Annotated in this window: 17 protein-coding genes; 5 read left to right on the forward strand and 12 right to left on the reverse strand. The window is 59.1% G+C overall.

Features of this window, described 5'->3' with window-relative positions; all coding sequences use genetic code 11:
* Positions 1-3 precede the first annotated feature (3 nt).
* A complete protein-coding gene (gene ppx / locus VF709_RS04750; RefSeq protein WP_440230977.1) occupies positions 4-1,542 on the forward strand; it encodes an exopolyphosphatase in 1,539 nt (512 codons plus the stop codon).
* 4 nt (positions 1,543-1,546) lie between these two features.
* Here ppx and VF709_RS04755 read toward each other — a convergent pair whose 3' ends face one another.
* Positions 1,547-3,787: an EAL domain-containing protein gene (locus VF709_RS04755; RefSeq protein ID WP_129328120.1), complete on the reverse strand. Its 2,241-nt coding sequence runs from the start codon at positions 3,785-3,787 to the stop codon at positions 1,547-1,549.
* Between the two features lie 370 nt (positions 3,788-4,157).
* On the opposite strand from VF709_RS04755, the gene VF709_RS04760 reads away from it, so the two are divergent.
* Entirely contained in the window at positions 4,158-4,328 is a 171-nt protein-coding gene (locus tag VF709_RS04760; RefSeq protein WP_028027964.1) for a YfgG family protein, read from the forward strand.
* Here the strand turns inward: VF709_RS04760 and VF709_RS04765 are convergent.
* Positions 4,325-5,215 carry a LysR family transcriptional regulator gene (locus VF709_RS04765; RefSeq protein ID WP_095427655.1) on the reverse strand — a complete coding sequence of 297 codons (891 nt, stop codon included), beginning with the start codon at positions 5,213-5,215 and terminating at the stop codon, positions 4,325-4,327. The two genes, VF709_RS04760 and VF709_RS04765, sit on opposite strands and share 4 nt — an antisense overlap.
* Before the next feature lie 97 nt (positions 5,216-5,312).
* Between VF709_RS04765 and VF709_RS04770 the strand changes: the two genes are divergently transcribed.
* The 3 genes from VF709_RS04770 to VF709_RS04780 are packed head-to-tail and all read left to right on the forward strand — an operon-like array spanning position 5,313 to position 7,811.
* The gene (locus VF709_RS04770) at positions 5,313-6,542 is read left to right on the forward strand and encodes an MFS transporter (RefSeq protein ID WP_128311637.1); all 1,230 of its coding nucleotides are present in this window, start codon (positions 5,313-5,315) and stop codon (positions 6,540-6,542) included.
* Positions 6,543-6,591: 49 nt separating this feature from the next.
* Positions 6,592-7,056, forward strand: coding sequence for a DUF6130 family protein (locus VF709_RS04775; protein ID WP_014832874.1), 465 nt, complete (start codon positions 6,592-6,594; stop codon positions 7,054-7,056).
* An 11-nt stretch (positions 7,057-7,067) separates the two neighbouring features.
* Positions 7,068-7,811 (forward strand): alpha/beta fold hydrolase, encoded by a 744-nt coding sequence (locus tag VF709_RS04780; RefSeq protein ID WP_013098249.1) that lies wholly within the window; start codon positions 7,068-7,070, stop codon positions 7,809-7,811.
* Between the two features lie 89 nt (positions 7,812-7,900).
* Here the strand turns inward: VF709_RS04780 and iolB are convergent, their stop codons facing one another.
* The 10 genes from iolB to VF709_RS04830 all read right to left on the reverse strand — a co-directional run bounded on the left by iolB (position 7,901) and on the right by VF709_RS04830 (position 21,024).
* Entirely contained in the window at positions 7,901-8,725 is an 825-nt protein-coding gene (gene iolB, locus VF709_RS04785; RefSeq protein WP_062935189.1) for a 5-deoxy-glucuronate isomerase, read from the reverse strand.
* A gap of 9 nt (positions 8,726-8,734) precedes the next feature.
* Entirely contained in the window at positions 8,735-9,625 is an 891-nt protein-coding gene (gene iolE / locus VF709_RS04790; RefSeq protein WP_045293448.1) for a myo-inosose-2 dehydratase, read from the reverse strand.
* An 11-nt stretch (positions 9,626-9,636) separates the two neighbouring features.
* A complete protein-coding gene (locus tag VF709_RS04795; RefSeq protein WP_045901240.1) occupies positions 9,637-11,541 on the reverse strand; it encodes a bifunctional 5-dehydro-2-deoxygluconokinase/5-dehydro-2-deoxyphosphogluconate aldolase in 1,905 nt (634 codons plus the stop codon).
* A 12-nt stretch (positions 11,542-11,553) separates the two neighbouring features.
* Positions 11,554-12,687: a Gfo/Idh/MocA family protein gene (locus VF709_RS04800; RefSeq protein WP_045293452.1), complete on the reverse strand. Its 1,134-nt coding sequence runs from the start codon at positions 12,685-12,687 to the stop codon at positions 11,554-11,556.
* Positions 12,688-12,695: 8 nt separating this feature from the next.
* A complete protein-coding gene (locus VF709_RS04805) occupies positions 12,696-13,724 on the reverse strand; it encodes an ABC transporter permease (protein ID WP_440230983.1) in 1,029 nt (342 codons plus the stop codon).
* A gap of 11 nt (positions 13,725-13,735) precedes the next feature.
* Positions 13,736-15,283 (reverse strand): sugar ABC transporter ATP-binding protein, encoded by a 1,548-nt coding sequence (locus tag VF709_RS04810; RefSeq protein ID WP_029882255.1) that lies wholly within the window; start codon positions 15,281-15,283, stop codon positions 13,736-13,738.
* Positions 15,284-15,331: 48 nt separating this feature from the next.
* A complete protein-coding gene (locus VF709_RS04815) occupies positions 15,332-16,261 on the reverse strand; it encodes a sugar ABC transporter substrate-binding protein (protein ID WP_013098256.1) in 930 nt (309 codons plus the stop codon).
* A gap of 31 nt (positions 16,262-16,292) precedes the next feature.
* Positions 16,293-17,279, reverse strand: a complete 987-nt coding sequence (gene iolG / locus VF709_RS04820) for an inositol 2-dehydrogenase (RefSeq protein WP_149896181.1) — start codon at positions 17,277-17,279, stop codon at positions 16,293-16,295.
* A 302-nt stretch (positions 17,280-17,581) separates the two neighbouring features.
* Positions 17,582-19,507, reverse strand: a complete 1,926-nt coding sequence (gene iolD / locus VF709_RS04825; protein ID WP_045901237.1) for a 3D-(3,5/4)-trihydroxycyclohexane-1,2-dione acylhydrolase (decyclizing) — start codon at positions 19,505-19,507, stop codon at positions 17,582-17,584.
* 11 nt (positions 19,508-19,518) lie between these two features.
* On the reverse strand, positions 19,519-21,024 hold the full coding sequence (locus tag VF709_RS04830; protein ID WP_045293461.1) for a CoA-acylating methylmalonate-semialdehyde dehydrogenase: 1,506 nt from the start codon (positions 21,022-21,024) through the stop codon (positions 19,519-19,521).
* Between the last annotated feature and the right edge of the window lie 167 nt (positions 21,025-21,191).

Genomic DNA, 21,191 nt, shown 5'->3' on the forward strand with positions numbered 1-21,191 from the left:
CCTATGCCGATAAATGATAAGACCCCACGACCACAGGAATTCGCCGCGGTCGACCTTGGTTCTAACAGTTTCCACATGGTCATCGCCCGTGAGGTGGATGGCGCGCTGCAGATCATCGGTCGTCTGAAGCAGCGCGTACACCTGGCAGATGGTCTTGATGAACGCAGCATGCTCAGCGAAGAGGCGATGGAGCGCGGCCTGAACTGCCTGTCGCTGTTTGCCGAACGCCTGCAGGGCTTCTCACCCTCCAGCGTCTGCATTGTGGGAACGCATACCCTGCGCCAGGCGCTGAATGCCCCTGAATTCCTCAAGCGTGCGGAAAAAGTGATCCCCTACCCCATTGAGATCATCTCCGGTAACGAAGAGGCGCGTCTGATTTTTATGGGCGTTGAGCACACGCAGCCGGAAAAAGGCCGCAAGCTGGTGATTGATATCGGCGGCGGCTCCACAGAGCTGGTCATTGGTGAAGACTTTGAACCGCGTCTGGTGGAAAGCCGCCGTATGGGCTGCGTCAGCTTTGCGCAGATGTATTTCCCGGGCGGCGCGATTTCGCGGGAAAACTTCCAGCGGGCGCGCATGGCCGCCGTTCAGAAGCTAGAAAATCTGGCCTGGCAGTACCGTATCCAGGGCTGGAACGTCGCGCTGGGGGCCTCGGGCACCATCAAAGCGGCCCATGAAGTGCTGCTGGCGATGGGTGAAAAAGACGGTTTTATCACCCCCGAACGCCTGACGTTGCTGACCGAAGAGGTGCTGAAACATAAATGTTTCGACGCGTTAAGCCTGCCGGGTCTTTCCGACGAGCGTAAAGCGGTGTTTGTACCGGGGCTGGCTATCCTGTGCGGCGTATTCGATGCGCTGGCCATTAAGGAGCTGCGTCTCTCTGACGGCGCGCTGCGTGAAGGCGTGCTGTATGAGATGGAAGGCCGCTTCCGCCATCAGGATATTCGCAGCCGCACCGCGCAAAGCCTGGCAAACCAGTACAACATCGACCGCGAACAGGCGAAGCGGGTACTGGAAACGACCGTTCAGATGTACGATCAGTGGCAGGAGCAGAATCCGAAGCTTGCCCATCCGCAGCTTGCCGCCCTGCTGAAATGGGCCGCGATGCTGCACGAAGTGGGCCTGAACATCAACCACAGCGGCATGCACCGTCATTCCGCCTACATTCTGCAAAACAGCGATTTGCCGGGCTTCAACCAGGAGCAGCAAACCATGATGGCGACGCTGGTGCGCTATCATCGCAAAGCCATTAAGCTCGTCGATCTGCCGCGCTTCACGCTGTTCAAGAAAAAGCAGTTCCTGCCGCTGATTCAGCTGCTGCGTCTGGGCGTGCTGCTGAATAACCAGCGTCAGGCCACAACCACGCCGCCCACGCTGAAACTCAAAACGGATGACCATCACTGGACGCTGAGCTTCCCGCACGACTGGTTTAGCCAGAATGCGCTGGTTCTGCTGGATCTGGAAAAAGAGCAGCAGTACTGGGAAGCGGTCACCGGCTGGCTGCTCAAAATCGAAGAAGAGAGCGCCGACGTCGCGGCGTAACGGCTCAGGCGTCCGTCAAGGACGCCTCTGCCTCCAGCAGTGACTCAAGTGCCTCCGGCCGACCTATCAGATAGCCCTGCACATAGTCGATACCGAGCGCGTGAACCGCGCTACGTATCTCTTCGGTCTCCACATATTCCGCAACCACCAGCATCTTTTTCATTCGCGCTAAATGGCAAATAGAGGCCACAATCTGGTAATCCAGGCTGTTACTGACGATATTGCGAATAAAGCTGCCGTCAATCTTGAGGATGTCTGCGTCCACGCTTTTCAGCCGCGCATAGCTTGCATAGCCGGTACCAAAATCATCTATCGCAATGCGTACGCCCATTTTTTGTAGCTGCCGGAGGGTATGCATCGCCTGCTCCGCGCTGCCGAAGGTACTGCACTCGGTCACCTCGAAGATCAACTGCCACGCCTCCACGGCGTATTTATTCAGCAGACGGCTCACCTCCAGCGGGAACTGCACCCGACAAACGGTTGAGGGCGCAAGATTAATGGCAAAGCGCTGGCCGGGCAGCCTGTCACGGTGTTCGGCCAGGAAACGCAGCGTGCGCTCCAGCACCCACAAATCGACCCGCGACGACAGGCCAAACTCCTGAGCGACGGGCAGGAACCGATCGGGAGTAAGTAACGCGCCGTCCGCATCCGGCATCCGCAGCAGCACTTCATGATAGCGATCGCCACGCAGGCCGCGAACGGGCTGCGCCAGCAGGGTGAATTCGTTGTTGTCGAGTGCCTTTTGCAGGCGGCTCATCATCGCGATTTTATCCTTCAGGCTGCGCTGCAGATGGACAGCACCACGCTGCTGAAGGTTTTCCGGGTGGTTGGTTGAGAGCGACAGATCGGCAATGACTCCGAGCTCCCCCAGCACCAGATAGAGATGGTTCACGGGTGAGCGCACATAGCAGTAACTCATGCCCACCTGCGGCTGTAGCGGCATGCCATCCCAGATAAAACGGAACTGTTTGATATGCTCATCCAGCGTTTCGATTCGCTGCTGGTGCGATTCCGCGTTGAGTCGCACTGCCAGATCATACCCGGTAAGGTGATACACCCGTTCATTGGGCTGGAGTGTGTCATTAACCCACTGTGCCAGCTGCTGTTTGTATAAAATTCGCAGCAATACGCCATAATTTCGGCCCAGCACTTCCAGTTCAGGAATACGCAGTAAACAGAGCGCCGACCACGGGTTCCGGGCCAGATCGCGTAACAACGCCCGCAGGTTAGGCATATGGACAACCGGGTCGAGGAGCGCCAGCCTGCGGGAGCGCTTATTCACGGCACGCTGGCGGGTCGACAGCATCGACATATAGACCACCACAAACGAGAAGACCAGGTAGCTGGAAGAGGTGATCGCCAGTTGAATGTCGTAGCCCTGATTCACAGGGATATAACGGTAAAAATAGTGAATAGAGACCAGCAGGACCGGCGTCCAGATGAGGGATGTCAGCCTGTAACCAAAGCGCATCGCGCCCCAGAGCATCACCGGCATCAGGAGCGACAGCGTGTAGTTAGTGGTGAAGATAGAGCTGTTCTCATTCATTGGTATCAGCAGCAACAGCAGCAGCCCGCCCAGTATGATCAACCAGACCAGAAACTCGATGAGCGTCACCTTTTTATCGATCTGCGCGCGGCTCTGTGAAACCAATGCCCTGAAATAACGCGGATGGCGAATCAGACGGATTATCAGGTAACTCAGCGGTACGCCCGTTAAGCCGCTGACCAGCAGCGCCTGATAGTTGATCAGCGTGTGAATATTAAGCGGGTTCAGCCCCGCCAGGCTCTGGCGACTCTCATACACGCCCAGATAAACCGCAAACTGAAACAGCACCAGAAACAGCGTTGCCGGACATAACACCTGCCAGAAAATGCGCTGCGCCATCAGCCGTATATCGCCGTAAGCCGTCATACTGCGTCTGGGGGCAAAGACGCGATAACCGCCCCAACTCAGCACTAAGGGAATAATAAAATGGAAGATCCCGGCAACGGTTTCAAACAGCCCAACTTGCGGGTAATAGCGAATAAACAGCGACAGCACTATTCCGGGAATAGCCCCAACGCCGAAAAACAGCATTAAGGTGAGCAGGAAAAAGAGCGGCAGATAATAGAGTGCCACAATGCCGTCGCCCAGTTGCGTCAGGGTATTGGCCGCGCTCAGCACGGGCAGCAACACCACCGGTAAAATAAGCGGCAGCGCCCACCAGCGGTCTTTATTCTGTTTCAGGAAAGCAATAGTGTTCATAGATGCCCGGTTAAACCCCCTTTCTCCTGAGGGAAAATGAAGACAGGCATCCGACCTGACGTACGTGCTGCCCGCTAACACCCGGGGCAAGCAGTATGGAGGAGGGATTTTAAATACCACTGCGGGGAATCCGTTGACTTAAATCAAACTATTTAATTCAAAATTTCCTTTCTTCTGTTTTTTTCCGGTTAATTTTCTTCGTGTTATCAATATCGTAAATGCAATTATTATTTTTAATAACATCGGTTAATGTATATGTTGACGGTTATTTACACATCGCAGAATTGACCCACCCTTCCCGCTGTGCCTTAATATCCGCGTCGCCCAAAAGGGTATGTCCAGGAAAAACACAGTGAGTCAGGCCACACGTATGCGAAAACGACATCGATTTAACACTCGAATGACCCGCATCATATTGCTTATCAGCTTCCTGTTTTTCTTTGGCCGCTTCGTTTATTCCTCCATTGGTGCCTGGTATCACCATCAGGACAAACTTCAGTCGCAGCAAACCAGCCTGAACGTCGATACTGCCGATCGCTAATCCACCGGTGGGTTTTGTATTATCCGAATAATGGCCGCGATCCCTTTGCTGAGGATCTTATCCTGACGCATCACAACAGCCAGCTGCCGTTGCAATACGGGTTCAAGCGACATGACGCTTAGCCCTTCGCGGTCAGCGGCATGTTCAACCGCCATTCGCGGTACAATGCTATAACCCAACCCCGCGCGAACCATCCGTTTAATGGCCTCAATGCTGCCAAGCTGCATCACCGGCGCAATCGCTAACCCACATGCCGCAAACCAGCCATCTATCAGCGCGCGGGTGCCACTGCCGGATTCAAAGGCAATCAGCGGCTGAAGGTGCAACGCCTCAGGGGTTAAACGCGAAAATCGCTCCTGCTGCATAAGCGAGGCAATAAAAACAAACTCTTCGTCCATCACCGTCACGACGTCCAGACTTTTACCACTGACAGGCAGGGTCACCAGCCCCAGATCGAGACGGTTTTCTTCTATCGCCCTGACAATGTCGAGGGTGTTGCCCGTGGTTACCCCCACTTTCAGGAGTGGGTAGTCGCTGCGTAACTGCTGCAACAATGGCGGTAAAAGATGGATACAGGCCGTTGCGCCAGTGCCAAGCGTCACGGTGCCGCTCACGTCGTGGCTGAACTCACTCACGGAACGAACCGCTTCATCTACCGCCTGCTGAATACGCTCTTCGTGGAGCAGCAGAGCCTGTCCGGCAGGTGTAGCCTTGATACCACGCCCGGTTCGTTCTACCAGCCGCGTTTGCAGAAACTGTTCCAGCTGACGTATTTGCAGACTAACGGCGGGCTGGGAAATACCGAGCAGATCCGCTGCAGCCGAAAAGCTGCCGCGCTGGATCACCAGACGGAAGGTCGCAAGATGTCCCAGATTGAGCGTCGTCATGCAAAGTTTCTCTTATACGGGTCATAAAGATACGGCACTGCCAGCACAATACCGCGCCCGTTATGCTCAGGACAACTGAATAACGGAATGAAAACTCATGGAAACACCTGCACTTCCCCGCCGCCTCGCTCTCACCGCCGGATGTAATCAACTTATCAACTGGGGGATCTCTTTTTATATGCCCGGCACTTTTGCCCTCGCCATTATCGCCGACAGGGGATGGACATCGCCCCAGCTCTATCTCGGCCTGACGCTGGCGATGCTGGTGATGGCCGCCGTCTCCCCTTTTGTCGCCCGTCTGCTGGCACGCTTTGGCGGGCAAAACGTGGTGATGAGTGGAACGCTGCTGATCGCCGTAAGCTGCGCGGGGATGGCATACACCCAGACCCTTCTCGGCTGGTACAGCGCCTGGCTGGTGACCGGTATCGGGATGCGCCTGTCGCTCTACGATGCGCTATTCGCCGCGCTGGTAAACCTGTATGGACAGCAGGCGCGAAAAACGATCTCACGCATTACGCTGGCTGGTGGGCTGGCGTCTGCTGTTTTTTGGCCGCTGGGAGACACGCTGCTGAAGGTGATGAGCTGGCAGCATGCGCTGCAAATTTACGCTCTTTTTGGACTGCTGAGCGCGGTATGCATTCGAACCCTCCCCCAACAGCGTCTGGCGATTACCCGCAGCGTAAATGCCCCCATCCCGGCCGGTGAACGGCGTAACGGCTGGCTTTACGCAACGTTTATCGCCCTAATTACGTTTGTCTCTAACGGCACATCCACCCACCTGCCGGAGTTTATCGCCAGCGTCGGCCTGCCGATCGCCCTCGGCATGCTGTGGGGAGTCGGCCAGACGGGGGCGCGCGCAATCGAGGTCATGGCGGGAGCCCGCTCAACCCCACTCTCCCTTACACGCTTTACCGCCCTCGCGATGCCGCTCTGCTTTCTTCTTGGGCTAAGCAGTACCCTGTATGCCTGGTGTGCTGCCGGATTTGTGCTGGGCTATGGCGCCATCAACGGGCTGGTGACAATCGTCAAAGCCACGCTACCGCTGGCGCTGTTCAGCGCTGAAAGCTATGCCCGGCGCACTGGTTTGCTTCTGATCCCTGCACAACTGATGGCAGCAGCGTCGCCGTTTGCATACGCATGGCTTAACAAAACGCTGGGGATCGCGGGCGCTATGTGGGTGTCTACCGGGTTAACGCTGGTAATTGCCGGGCTGGCGATCGCCATTGTACGCCGTTCGGGCACGCAGAATGTATCACACTGTATCGAGAACGCCCCGCAGACAAGCCGGTACAAAAAGCCGCCCGCAGCAAACATCTCTGATACATAAAAATGGTCTTCTGTGTTCGTTATCACTATGAACCGATAAGGAGACACAGATGATTCGCCGATATTTATTGCTCCCGGCCCTGGCCGTGGCATCGGTCAGCTCCTGGGGGGCACCACTGGATAATCTCAGCGCCGCCGACGTCAACGGTCCGGCTGCCGTTGCCCCGCTTGAGCAGCCCCAGCCACCCGCCAGGCTGATTGTCGATCCGCCGCTGGCAGGCCCGCTGAGTAAGGGGGCTGTCTTTATTCAGTACCGTGTTGAAAACCTGCGCATTGAACCTGTCTTTGGGCCCGACGCGCTGAAAGTCACTCCGCGCATCGGCCATATTCACGTTGTGGTGGATGACGCACCCTGGCACTGGGCGGACACCAGCGGTGAGCCGGTGATTCTGGTGGGACTGCCCGCCGGAAAACACAAGGTGACCATTATTCTGGCCGACCCGACGCATAAGCCTCTCGACCATAAAACCCTTGAATTCACCGTGCCGCCGCATGCGCCGGTCCACCATTTCTGAGGAGCCTGAAGATGAAAACACTATCGATACTGACGGCGGGTCTGCTGGCGATGTCGGCCAGCGCCTTTGCGCAGAGTGAAACCAGCGTGGTGCTGGTGCATGGCGCCTTTGCCGACGGTAGCAGCTGGAACAAGGTGATTTCCCTTTTGCAGAAACGCCACACCGAAGTCATAGCCGTCCAGCTGCCGCTGACCTCACTAAAAGATGACGTAGCAGCCACCCGGCGCGCCATCGCTCGTGCACACGGGGACGTGGTACTGGTAGGTCACTCCTGGGGCGGCACCGTGATTAGCGAGGCCGGCAACGATGCGCGGGTGAAATCGCTGGTGTATGTGGCGGCGTTCGCGCCGGACGCCGGTCAGTCAACGGCAGAGCTGGCGAATAGCTACCCGGCGCCACCGGGGAGCGCGGGTATCGCGAAAACCGCGGACGGCTTTTTATACCTGCCGCCTGCGTCGGTCAGTAAGGATTTCGCACCGGATGTGAAACCGGGTGAACAACAGATCATCGCCGCCACACAGGGGCCAATAAAGGGCGATGCGTTTGGCGAAAAAGTCACTCGCGCGGCGTGGCACGCGAAGCCGAGCTGGTATGTGGTAAGCAAGAACGACCGGATGATCAATCCTGAGCTTGAACGCGCGATGGCGAAGGCCATCCACGCGAACACCACCGAGGTCGCGGCAAGCCACGTGTCGATGGTGAGCCAGCCGGAAGCCATTGCCCGCACGATTGAGCAGGCGAGGCAGATGCACTGAAGACAATTCGGCCAGCGGCGCTGTGCTTGCGCGAGCCTACGGTTTCGTAGGTCGGGTCAGCACAGCGCCACCCGACAAGAAAGGCCGCTTCAGCCCCCATTCTCTGCGGGATAATCCCGGTTAATCCACGCGTGGTCCTCTTCCCACGTGAACATCCATTTGCGCACCGGCCCGGCCATCACGTTGAGGTAGTAGCTGTCATACCCCGCCATGGTTGCCACCGGGTGGTAGCCCTTCGGCACCATCACCACGTCACGGTTGTAGACCGCCATGCATTCATCCAGCGTTCTGTCGTCAGTGTAGACCCGCTGCATGCAGAACCCCTGCTCCGGGTTGAGGCGATGGTAATAGGTCTCCTCCAGATACGTCTCCTGGGGCGGATTATCCGTGTCGTGCTTATGGCTCGGGTACGAGCTGGTGCAGCCTTCGTTGGTCCAGACCTCCACCACCAGCAGGCTGTCAGCCGGTTTGTCTTCCGGCAGAATGTTGTGCACATAGCGCTGGTTATGGCCTTTGCCGCGCGCTTCAGCGTCGATATCCTGCGGTGCAATCAGCCGCGTCGGCCAGCTACCTTTACCCGGAGCGGCACAAATCGCCAGTTCCAGCTTCGTGAGCGCCTTCACCTGCACCGTCTCCTGCGGGGTAACGTACACCGCCCACGGCTTGATGCGCTCGAACGGGCTCATCCGCTCGCCAATATCGTTAAACTGCTCGGAAGGCGTGCTGATGGAGGCGCGCCCGGCCACCAGCACCAGACAGCGCTCTTCGCTGACAGCGGGCAGCGTCAACTGCTGCCCCTCCTGCAACTCATAGGCCTCAAAGCCAACATATCCCCACCCGGCGCGTTCCGGCGTGACGGACTGGGTCCGCCCTTCATCGTTCGGCTGTTGCCAGCGTGATAGCAGACGTGACATGTCACCTCCTCAGATAAGCCCGGCGTCGCGCGCCAGACGGCTCAGGTTGTTATACCCCAGACGGGCATAGGTCAGCGGATGGGCAATCGCCGGATCCTGCTCCGCCTCCACCACCAGCCAGCCGTGATAATCCTGCGCTTTCAGCAGTTGCATGATCGGCGGATAATCCACGCAGCCGTCGCCCGGCACGGTAAATACACCGCTCAGCACCGCATCGAGGAAGCTGGTTTTGCGGTTTTTGACATCCGCCAGCACGTCGGCACGCACGTCTTTGCAGTGAACGTGGTTGATGCGCGACGCCCAGCGCTGCGCCACCGTCAGCGGGTCGGCCCCGGCAAAGGTCAGGTGACCGGTGTCCAGCAGCAACCCGACCTCTTCGCCGGTATGGGTCATCAGGTTGTCCACGTCGTCGGCGGACTCAATCACCGTCCCCATATGGTGGTGATAGGCAATCTGCACCCCCTGCTGCTGAGTGTAGCGGGCAAATTCCGTGAGCTTCTCGCCATACTCCTTCCAGCGTGCCTGCGGGAAGCGCGGGCGCAGATGCACCGGCGTCTGCTGCTCGCCATGAATGCAGCCGCTCACCTCCGCAAATACCAGCACCTTTGCCCCCAGCTCACGCAGCAGCGTCAGGTGGGACTGCACGGCGGCAATCTCCTCTTCCACGCTGCGCTCCAGCAGGCGGCCGGAGTACCAGCCAGAGACCAGCTGCAGATCGTGGCGCTGCAAAATAGGGCCAAGCAGGCGCGCTTCACGCGGGAATTTGTTGCCCAGTTCGAAACCGGCAAAACCGGCCTCTTTCCCCTCGCTCAGACAGGTCTCCAGCGGCGTTTCGGCACCAAGGGAAGGCAGATCGTCGTTAGTCCACGTCAGGGGGTTAATGCCTAATTGCACACTCATTGTCGTCTCCATTATGCGTGTCCGCGCTCGCGCCACCAGGCGATAAGCTGCAGGTAATTGTCCCGGATGCGCGCCACCAGCTGCGCATCGTCGATATCGTGTTTCAGCCATGCGCGGGAAGCTTCGCCAAACAGCGTGCGCCCCACGGCAAATCCTTTCACCAGTTCGTGCCCTGCCGCGGCGTTAAACCCGGCACGCAGCTGCTCGGCAGGCGCATCCAGCCCAAGGATCACCACCCCACGGCAGTGCGGATCCCGACGCCGGATAATCTCGCTCAGTGCCGTCCAGCCATCGGACGTCAGCGGCGGCAATTTCCACCAGTCCGGGTAAATACCCAGGTTGTAGAAGCGGGAGATGGCACGCAGATAAAGTTCATCGCTGCGCGGCATGCTGGCGGGCAATATCACCTCCAGCAGCAGCTCATGCCCGGACTGGCAGCAGGCGTGGTAGACCTCGGCAATTTTCTGCTCCTGCTCCAGGCGCAGGCCGTGGGCATCTTCCGGGTGGAAAAAGACCAGGCACTTCACCACATGCTCCTGCGGCCAGCTGATAAGCTGGGTGCCGATGTTGCCGTGCTCCATCTCCAGCGGACGGGAGCCCGGCAGCTCAATGGGCCGCCCGATCCACCACCCTTCACCGGTAATGGCGTTGAGCGCGTCCTGACCAAACGTACCGTCACACAGCAGGCCCGCTTTGCCTGCCAGCCCGGCACGGCTCGCCGCCTCGCGGCTGGCCTGCAGGATCAGCTGCTTGAGCGCCGGAATACGTTTGAGCGACGCCCCGCACTGCAGTGCCATATCTTCAAGCTGACTGCGGTGATCGAACGCCATTACGCACAATTCCGGCCATTCGCGGCGACGGGTGGTGACCCGGTGCAGATGGTTCAGACGCGGGTCGAGATCCGGGCGTGGAACGAGCGCGGCGCGCGAGAGATAGTCATCCAGCTCAATTTTGCTCGGCATCGCCGGGGCGCAGCCGTGGCGCGAGACCACCAGCGCGCCGCAGGCGTTGGCATAGCGGCACGCCTGCTCCCAGCCCTCATCGTTCAGGTAGCCGCGCAGCAGGCCAGACATAAAGGCATCGCCCGCGCCGAGGACGTTCAGCACCTCCACGCGCACGCCGGTCACCGTCAGGCCGTCATCCAGACGGGCCGGAATGGCACCGGTATAGACCGAACAGCCAAGCGCGCCGCGTTTGCAGACCAGCGTGGCCTGGCTCACGGCACGCACTTGCGCCAGCGCCAGCAGGGTGTCCGTGCTGCCGCCCGCAATGTGAAACTCCTCCTCGGTGCCGACAATAACGTCGAAGAGGTGCAGCACCTCCTGAAGTTCACGGGTGACCTGATCGGCCGCGATAAAGCGCGTTTCGCCGTCGCCTAAGGAGGTCAGCCCCCACAGCACCGGGCGGTAATCAATGTCCAGCACCGTGCGCACGCCGTGACGACGGGCGTAGCCCAGCGCCGTCAGCACCGCCTCGCGGGTCTGCGGATGAGAAAGGTGAGTCCCGGTGATGGCAAGACACCGTGCGGAGGCGATGTAGTTTTCGTCCACATCGCTGGCCGTAATGGCCATATCCGCGCAGTTATCGCGATAAAAAATCAGAGGAAAGGTGTCCCGGTCTTTAATGCCGAGTAGCACCAGCGCCGTGAGGCGTGTTTTATCGGTGATCAGATGGCTGGTATCACAGCCCACCTGATTTAGCTCTTCGCGCAGGAATCGGCCCATATGCTCGTCGCCCACGCGCGCCAGCATCGACGAACGCAACCCCTGCCGCGCCGTGCCGTACGCCACGTTGCCGGACGAGCCACCGAGATATTTGGCAAAGCTCGACACATCCTCCAGCCGCGCACCAATCTGCTGACTGTAGAGGTCTACCGCCACGCGGCCCATGCATATCACATCAAACTGCTTTTCCACGTTGATACCTCTTCAGACAATGTCATTCACGTTCAGCCAGCGGCCTTGCTGGTGTGAGAGTGCGATGGCGTCCAGCACGCGCGAGACCTTCCAGCCCTCTTCAAAGTCCGGCCACATCGGTGCGTCGGCGGCAATGCCATCCACCAGGTCACGCACTTCCACCGTTTTTTGATCGTTAAAGCCAATACCGTGGCCTGCGCCCATACAGAACGCGCCGTAGTCCGGGTGTGCCGGGCCAACCAGCAGCGTGCGGAATCCCTGACGGTTGACCGGATCGTCATGCAGATAGAGCTTCAGCTCGGCCATGCGCTCCTGAGTGAAGCTGATGGCGCCTTTCGTTCCGGTGATCACATATGACAACCCCATCTTGCGGCCGCAGGCGACGCGGGAGGTTTCAATCACACCCTGCGCCCCGCCCGCGAAACGTACCATCGCGTGGGCCTGATCCTCGTTTTCGACGGCAATCATGTCCGACGACCCGGCCTTCGCCGGACGTTCCGGGACCACAATCTTCAGGTCGCCGCAAACCTGCTCAATCTCCCCCACCAGGTACTGCGCCATATTGACGATATGCGCCGCCAGATCGCCCAGCGCCCCCAGCCCGGCAGTCTCTTTGAAGCAGTGCCAGTGAATGGGCGAAAGCGGGTCGGCCATATAGTCTTCGTTGTGGGTGCCGTAGAAGTGGATCACCTCGCCTATTTCGCCGCGGGCGATAATCTCTTTCGCCAGCTGCGCCGTCGGGTTTTTCATGTAGTTGAAGCCCACCAGGGTTTTCACCCCAGCCCGCTTAGCGGCCTCGACCATCTCACGCGCGTCGTGGGCGTTCAGCGCCAGCGGTTTTTCCGAGTAAACGTGCTTGCCGTGGCGGATCGCCTCCAGCGCCATCTCTTTATGCAGATGGTTGGGCGAGCAAATATCCACTACATCAATGGCCGGGTCGGCCACCAGCGCCCGCCAGTCTCCCGTTGAACGGTTAAAGCCAAACGCCTGCGCGCGCTCTGCCGCCAGCGTCGGGTTTACCTCGGCCACCATCTCACGCACCAGCTTGCCGCGCAGGTTGAATACCGTAGGGGCCTGGGCATAAGCGATGGCATGCGCCTTGCCGATATACCCGGTGCCAATTAATCCAATACGAACCTCTTTCATCGTGATCCTCACAGTGCGCCGCGACGGCTCTTGGCGTAGGTGTCGAACGCCACCGCCAGAACGATAATTAACCCGGTGATAATCTGCTGGTAGTAAGCCGAGACGTTCATCAGCACCAGGCCGTTAATCAGAATGCCCATAATGATGGAGCCGATAATGGTGCCGCCGATGCGTCCGTAGCCGCCCATCAGCGAGGTGCCGCCAATCACCACCGAGGCAATGACGCGCAACTCAAAGGAGATCCCGGCCACCGCCTCGGCGCTCCCCAGACGCGCGCTGAGAATAAAGCCCGCCAGCCCCGCCAGACAGCCAATCAGCACATAGACGCTGACCAGTACGCGCTTCACGTTCACACCCGCCAGACGCGCCGCCTCCGGGTTGCCACCGATGGCGTAAACGAAGCGCCCCCAGCGGGTTTTGTGCAGCGCCAGATAACCGCCAACGGCGACGATGGCGAAGATCCAGATCGGAATGGAGATACCGAGCAGCTCGCCCCGTCCCCACCAGCGGTAGCCCTGATCGAAACCGGCGATTGGCGCGCCGTCGTTAATCACCAGGGTCAGGCCGCGCCAGATGGTCATCCCCCCGAGGGTGACGATGAACGGCGGCAGACGCAGGCGGGTGACGCCCAGACCGTGCAGAAAACCAATCGCCGTGCCCATCGCCAGACAAATCCCCAGCCCTATCAGCCAGCTCATGCCGCCCCAGGCGTTCGGGTCGACGGTGGTAAAGTTGTCGCCTTTAATCACGTACGCCGCGGTCATGGCGCACACCGCCAGAATGGATCCGACGGAGAGGTCGATCCCGGCGGTCAGGATGACGAAGGTCATCCCCACGGCCATGATCCCGTAGATGGAGACTTCGGTCAGGATGTTGAAAATGTTGCGTTCCGAGAAAAAATTGCTGTTCTGCGACTGGAAGAAGATCAGCAGCAGAATCATGAAAATCAGCACCCCAAAGCGCTCGAAGAAGGCGATGGGATCGATGCGTCCGGCGCGTTTGACCGGGGCCTTCGTTTTAGAAATCATCTGCGTCATGAGAAACTCCGTTATGCCGCGTTCAGGGCGTTGTGGTTGATGGCCATCATCGTCATCAGCCGCTCTTCGTTGGCATCATCGCCGTGGATCTCGCCGGTGACCCGGCCTTCGCTCAGGGTGATGATCCGGTCAGACACCGCCATCACTTCAGGCAGATCGGAGGAGATCACAATCACCGCCACGCCCTTTTTCGCCATGTCAAACAGCACCTGGTGCACTTCTGATTTGGTCCCCACGTCGATGCCACGCGTTGGCTCATCGACGATCAGCACCCGCGGGTTGAGCGCCATGCAGCGCGCGAGGATCACTTTTTGCTGGTTACCGCCGGAGAGCTTGCGCACCTCCTGCGCACTGTTGACCATCTTGATCTGCAGCGCCTGGCGGTAGGACTCAATCAGATCGTCCTCTTTGCGGGTATTGACGAACCAGCGCCAGTGCAGCAGTGACGAAAGGCAGGAGAGCGACAGGTTGTCGCGAATCGACAGCCCCAGCACCGCCCCCTCTTTTTTGCGATCTTCCGGCACCAGCGCCACGCCCTGATCGAGGGCATACAGCGGGTCGCGCGGCTGGTACGGCACGCCGTCCAGCTCAAAGCTGCCAGAGGTAAACGCGTCTGCGCCAAACAGGCAGCGGGCCACTTCGGTGCGTCCGGCCCCCACCAGTCCGGCGATACCCAGCACCTCACCCGCGTGGACATGAAAGCTGATGTCATGCAGGGCAATACCGTGCGGATCCAGCGGCGGCTTTTCGCGGCTCAGCCCCTTCACGGCCAGACGGATGGGTTTATCCTCATGGTGGGTTTCGCTGGCGGGACGGCGGTTAAACGCCACGTCGCGCCCGACCATCAGGCGGATCAGCTGCTCTACGTTCGTTTCTGCCACCGCGCCGGTGCCGGTGAAACGGCCATCCTGGAAAACGGTGAAACGGTCGCAAAGCTGGAAAACTTCATGCAGGCGGTGCGTCACATAAATAATGCTCACCCCGCGGTTTTTAAGCTCCCGCACCACACGGTGCAGGCTTTCTACTTCGCTGTCGCTCAGCGCGGCGGAAGGTTCATCCATGATGATCAGCCTGGCGTTGAGGGTCAGCGCTCTCGCGATCTCGACCATCTGCTGCTGGGCCACGCTCAGGCGGGCAACGGGTGTGGTCGGCGCGACGTTCAGCTGCAGGTAATCGAGAATGACCTGCGCCTCCTGGTTTACCGCTTTTTCATCGACGATCAGGTTCCGCTTGCGCGGCTCGCGCCCAAGGAACATGTTTTCCGCGACGGTCATGTTGGGCAGCAGGTTAAATTCCTGATAGATGGTTATAATGCCCTTGTTCTGTCGTTCCACCGGGGAGTCATCTACCGGCAGCGTTTCGCCGTTGAACCAGATCTCCCCGCGCGTTTGCGGCTGCGCGCCCGCAAGCGCCTTCAGCAGCGTGGATTTTCCCGCCCCGTTTTCCCCCAGCAGGGCGTGGATTTCTCCTGGCCCGACGGTCAACTGGGCATTGCTCAGCGCCCAGACGCCGGAAAAGCTTTTCGCCAGCTCGGTCACTTTCAGTAAGGGTTGCGACATCAGTCTGCTCCTCCTCATGATGAGCCGCCAAAGGCGGCTCGGGACATATTAGTTACCGGCCTCACCGATACGCTCAGCCTGCTGCAGGTTCTCTTTGGTGATAAGCGTTGGCGGGTAGTCCGCGCCGGTGATGGCTTTCTTCTCACGCACGTTGGCCACCAGTTGGCTCATTGCCGTTTGCACCGCAAAGCCCGGGCGCTGATCCGCAGTCACCGCCAGCCAGCCGTCACGCACGCGAGCCAGCGCTTCAGGAACCGCATCAAAGCCGGTTACCAGGATTTCACCGGGCTTCACGCCCTGGCTCTGCAGGGCTTCAATCGCCCCCAGCGCCATATCATCGTTGGCAGAGAGGATCACCTGCGGGCGTTTCGGCAGTGACGGCAGAACGCTTTCTACAATGCGCATCCCTTCAGAACGCATCCAGTTGCCGGTCTGATCGGCGACGATCTTGTATTTATCGCCACCCGCTTTCAGGCTGTCGCGGATCCCTTTGGTGCGTTCGATGTTGGAAGAGGAGCCCGGCTGACCGGTGAGCAGAATGATCTCTGCCCCGTCGGGGAATTTGCTTTTCACGAAGTCGCCAATCGCCTGGCCGCCTTTGTAGTTATTGGCACCAAAGTGCGGCACTTTCTTCTGACTGTCGACGGAGCGGTCAAGGGTGACCACCGGCAGCTTCGCATCCTGAATTTCATCCACCGCGCTGGAGACCGCGTTCACGTCGTTCGGGGAGACGATGAACCCCTGCGCTCCGCGGGTGATGGCGTTTTCCAGGTCAGCCACCTGTTTTGGTGAACTGCCCTGCCCGTCCAGCACCTGCAACTTGACGCCCATCTCTTTTGCGGCTTTCACCGCCGTGCGCTGCATGTGAACTTCAAACGGCATCGCCAGGTTTGGCGTACTGAAAACAATTTGCTCGTTTTCGGCGAGGGCGGCCCCGGACGTCATGGCGATGAGGGCGGCTAAGATCAGCTTTTTCATTATTATGTCTCTCTGTGTAGGGTGGTTGTGTTTAGAGGACGATCTCGCGCTGGCTACGCAGCGACTCCAGCGCTTTATCCGCGAGGTACAGCGCACGTTCACCATCATCGCCGCTGCAGTCAGGCACCGCTTCGCCGCGCAATACCGCAACAAAGTGTTCCCATTCCGCGGCGTAAGCGGATTTGTAGCGCTGCAGGAAGAAGTGTTCCGGCAGCGCGCTGGTGCAGCCCTGTTTGCCGTAGTGCTGCACCTGATTTTCAAGAATATTGCCCGCGCAGAGCAGCCCTTCAGAACCGTGTAGCTCCAGGCGCTGGTCGTAGCCGTAAGAGGAGCGGCGGCTGTTGACGATGGTCGCCATTGCGCCGGAGGCATATTTCAGAACGATAAATGCGGTGTCGATGTCCCCCGCCTCGCCAATCGCCGGATCCACCAGGTTACTGCCCTGGGCATACACTGACACCGGCTCTTCACCCATGATGAAGCGCGCCATATCAAAGTCGTGAATGGTCATATCGCGGAACATGCCGCCAGAGACGCGGACATACTCCGCCGGTGGTGGAGACGGATCGCGGGAGATGATCAGCAGCGATTCCGGTTTGCCGATACGCCCGGCCTGGGCGTCGGTTTTCACACGGCGGAACTGCGGGTCAAAGCGACGGTTAAAGCCGATGAACAGCAGCACGTCGTACTCTTTGACTACTTTCAGGCAGTCACGCACGCGGGCGAGGTCGAGGTGTACCGGTTTTTCACAGAAGATGGCTTTGCCATGACGGGCGGCCATTTCAATCAGGTCCGCATGGGTATCGGTCGCCGAGGCGATCAGCACGGCATGAACGTCAGGGTCGGTCATCGCCTCAATCAGGCTCTGCTGGCGGGCCTGATACTGCGTGGCGAGACGGGTGGCAAATTCCTGATTCGGGTCAACCACGGACCAGAGTGTGGTCGCGCTGTGGCTGGCGATGTTAGCTGCATGTACCTGGCCAATTCGGCCAGCGCCCAGTAAAGCAATGTTAAACATAACGGCTCCCGGTGTTGGTGAATGCTGTGAACTAACGACCCTTTAAATAAAACATTTATTTCATTTTTATAAATAGTGAAAATTATGTTTTTGAGTGTGGGTTAACACTTTTGAGATGAATGAGATAAATTTTGTTATCAATCTCACAACATGGGAGGGAGGACATCTTCCCCTCACCCCGGCCCTCTCCCTCAGGGAGAGGGAGGGAAAACCGCATCGAACTATCCCCTCTCCCAGTGGGAGAGGGTTAGGGTGAGGGGAAAAAGAAAAATGAAATGAAAATTTCGTTAAGGCGGGAAATCTTAATACTGACGAGCTTTTTTCACCTGCGCCTGCGTCTGCGCCGCGGCTTCGCGCACGGCAGTAGACGCTGCTACCTGCGCATCGCCGGTTCGCCACCAGGAGGCGTAATCGTGGGTCATGGTCTTCGGCAGCACTTTGATGTCCAGCAGCGTCGGGCCTGGATGGGCGCGGGACGCCTCCAGCGCCGCCAGCAGGCTTTGCTCATCATGTACCCGCCACGCGCGACAGCCGTAGCTTTCCGCGTTTTGCGCGAAATCGACCTTCACCAGCGGCCCGTCAAGCTGCCCGGTCTGCGGGTTACGGTGGCGATTTTCCGTGCCAAAGCTTCCCATTCCATGTCCCATCTGCAGGTTATTAATGCAGCCAAAGCTGGCGTTATCAAACAGCAGAACGGTGATTTTAATGCCCTCCTGCACCGCGGTTTGCAACTCGGAGTGCAACATCATGTAAGAGCCATCCCCCACCATGGCGTAAACCGGTTGCCCGGGTCGGGCAAGCTTCGCGCCAAGCGCCGCCGCAATCTCGTAACCCATGCAGGAGTAACCGTACTCCAGATGATAGGTATCAGGCATTTTGACCTGCCAGAGGCGCTGTAAATCTCCCGGCAGCGAACCGGCTGCGCCAACCACGATGGCGTTATCTTCAACATGCTGATTAATCAGCCCCAGTACCCGCGTCTGGGTCAGGCAGGTGTTGAGCGTCTCGCCATATTCCGTCAGCTGGGCATCAAGATGGCCCGCCACTTCCGGTGCCTCGTCCGGGCGCCACTGGCGATCCCAGAGACGGCGGCACTCGTCATGCCAGGCGGCTTTCGCCTGCGCAATCTCCTCTCCCCAGCCGCTGCGATACTCCCTGAGCGAGTGGGTTAAGGCCTGCAGTCCGGTCCGGGCATCGGCAATCAGCGCGGTGGCGTCAAGCTTCAGGGCGTCAAACTCGGCCACGTTGAGCAGCAGAAACTCGACGTCCGGGTGGGAAAAGAGCGCCTTGGAGCCGGTGGTAAAATCGGTAAGACGTGTCCCCACGCCAATCACTAAGTCGGCCTGCGGCGCAAGCTGGTTGGCGGCCATTCCGCCCGTCACGCCCACCCCGCCCATATTAAGTGGGTGGTCACTTACCAGCGCCCCTTTTCCGGCCTGGGTTTCGGCAAACGGCAGATGCAGCGTCTCGACAAATTCGCGCAACGCCTCATGCGCGCCGGAGTAGCGTACGCCGCCGCCGCACACCACCAGCGGACGGCGTTTGCGCGCAATCAACGCCTGCGCCTGCGCCAGACGCTGCGGATCTGGCGGTCGACGCTCGATGTGATGCACGCGACGCGCGAAGAAGCTCAGCGGGTAATCCCAGGCTTCGCCCTGCACGTCCTGCGGCAGGCAAAGGGTTACCGCACCGGTATCTGCGGGGTCAGTGAGCGTTCGCATCGCGTTTAACATGGCGCTCATTAACTGCTCCGGGCGATTGATGCGGTCCCAGTAGCGGGAGACCGGGCGGAAGCAGTCGTTGGTGCTGATGCTGAGATCGTGATACTGCTCGATCTGCTGCAACACCGGGTCCGGCTGGCGGCTGGCGTAGATATCCCCCGGCAGCAGCAGCAGCGGAATACGGTTCGCCGTGGCGGTTGCCGCCGCGGTGATCATATTGGCGGCTCCCGGCCCGACGGAAGAAGTCACGGCGAAAATGCGCTGACGGCGATGCTGTTTGGCGAATCCCGTCGCCATGTGGGCGATGCCCTGCTCATTACAGCCCTGCATTACCTGCAGATGGCCCGGATCCTGTTCCAGCGCCTGGCCGATGCCCAGCACGTTGCCATGACCAAAAATGGTCGCCACGCCCTCCACGAAGGGTGTTTCAATGCCATCAATGCTGACGTACTGTTGATTAAGGAACCGGACCAGCGCCTGGGCCATGGTCATACGTTCGGTTTGCATAAAACCTCCTGTCAGCCCAGCGTCGGCATGGAGAACGCAGCGCCTGTCTCCTGCTGCATTTCCGGCCAGCGTGCGGTGACGGTTTTCATTCGGGTGTAGAAACGCACGCCGTCGTTACCGTGCACGTTGAGTGCGCCAAAAATCGAGCGCTTCCAGCCGCCGAAACTGTGGAACGCCATCGGCACCGGGATCGGCACGTTAACCCCTACCATGCCCGCCTGCACCTCTTCGCAGAAGCGGCGCGCGCAGCCGCCGTCGCGGGTGAAAATGGCTGAACCATTACCATATTCATGGCGGTTAATCAGATCCACCGCGCTGGCGTAATCTGCTACGCGTACCACAGAAAGCACCGGGCCGAAAATTTCTTCCTTATAGATCGTCATCTCCGGGGTGACGTTATCGAACAGCGTCGGCCCGACAAAATAGCCCTTCTCGTGACCCTGCACGCTAAAGCTGCGGCCGTCCACGCGCAGATTCGCCCCCTGCGCTTCCCCGCTGTCGATGTAGCCCAGCACCTTGCTGCGGTGCGCGGAGGAGATAAGCGGCCCCATTTCGTTTTCTGGCGTCTGGTCCAGCCCTGGCCCAACGCGCAGCGCGGCAATCTGTTTTTCCAGACGGGCGCAGAGGTCATCGGCGGTTTTATCGCCCACCGCCAGTACAACTGAAAGCGCCATACAGCGTTCCCCCGCCGCGCCGTAGGCCGCGCCCATAATGGCGTTGGTTGCCATCTCCATGTCGGCATCCGGCATTAAAATGCAGTGGTTTTTCGCCCCACCCAGCGCCTGACAGCGTTTGCCGTGGGCGGACGCTGTCTGGTAGATGTATTCCGCAATCGGCGTAGAGCCAACAAAGCTCACGGCCTGCACGCGCGGGTCGGTCAATAGCACATCAACGGATTCTTTATCCCCCTGCACCACGTTAAACACGCCGTCCGGCAGGCCGGCCTCTTTCAGCAGTTTTGCCAGCGCGAGCGCCAGAGAGGGATCTTTTTCTGATGGTTTCAGCACGAAGGTATTGCCGGTCGCCAGCGCAATCGGGAACATCCACATCGGAACCATCGCCGGGAAGTTAAACGGCGTGATCCCGGCGCAGACGCCGAGCGGCTGCATCAGCGAGTGGCTGTCCACACCGGTGCCCACGTTGGCAGAGTGTTCACCCTTTTGCAGATGCGGAATGCCACAGGCGAACTCCACCACTTCCAGGCCACGGGTCAGCTCGCCTACCGCGTCGGAGAAGACCTTGCCGTGCTCTTCGCTGATAAGACGGGCCAGACGTTCCATATTCTCTTCCAGCAGCGCTTTGAAGCGGAACATCACACGCGCGCGCTTAAGCGGAGAATGACGCGCCCACGCCGGAAACGCCTGCTGCGCGGCGGCAATCGCCTGCTCCGTTTCCTGTGCCGTACTCATCACCACCTGACGGATCTGCTCGCCGGTGGCCGGGTTGAAGATCGCCTGAACGCGCTGGCCTGAACCGGTGACACATTCGCCGTGAATAAAATTCGCTACCGTCTCCATCCTTAACCTCTCGCTGTTGATACGTGACTGTTACCTGAACACTGTGTACTGAACACTATATATGAAACAAATATTCCATTTTAAGTTGAAATAAAATAAATGATGATTATTGTGATCAAGGATGGATTTTTATGTTAACAGCCAACAACACTGACGCAGCGTGCGCT

Source organism: Enterobacter sp. Lyrl_3, from assembly GCF_051948675.1.
GTDB lineage: Bacteria > Pseudomonadota > Gammaproteobacteria > Enterobacterales > Enterobacteriaceae > Enterobacter > Enterobacter cloacae.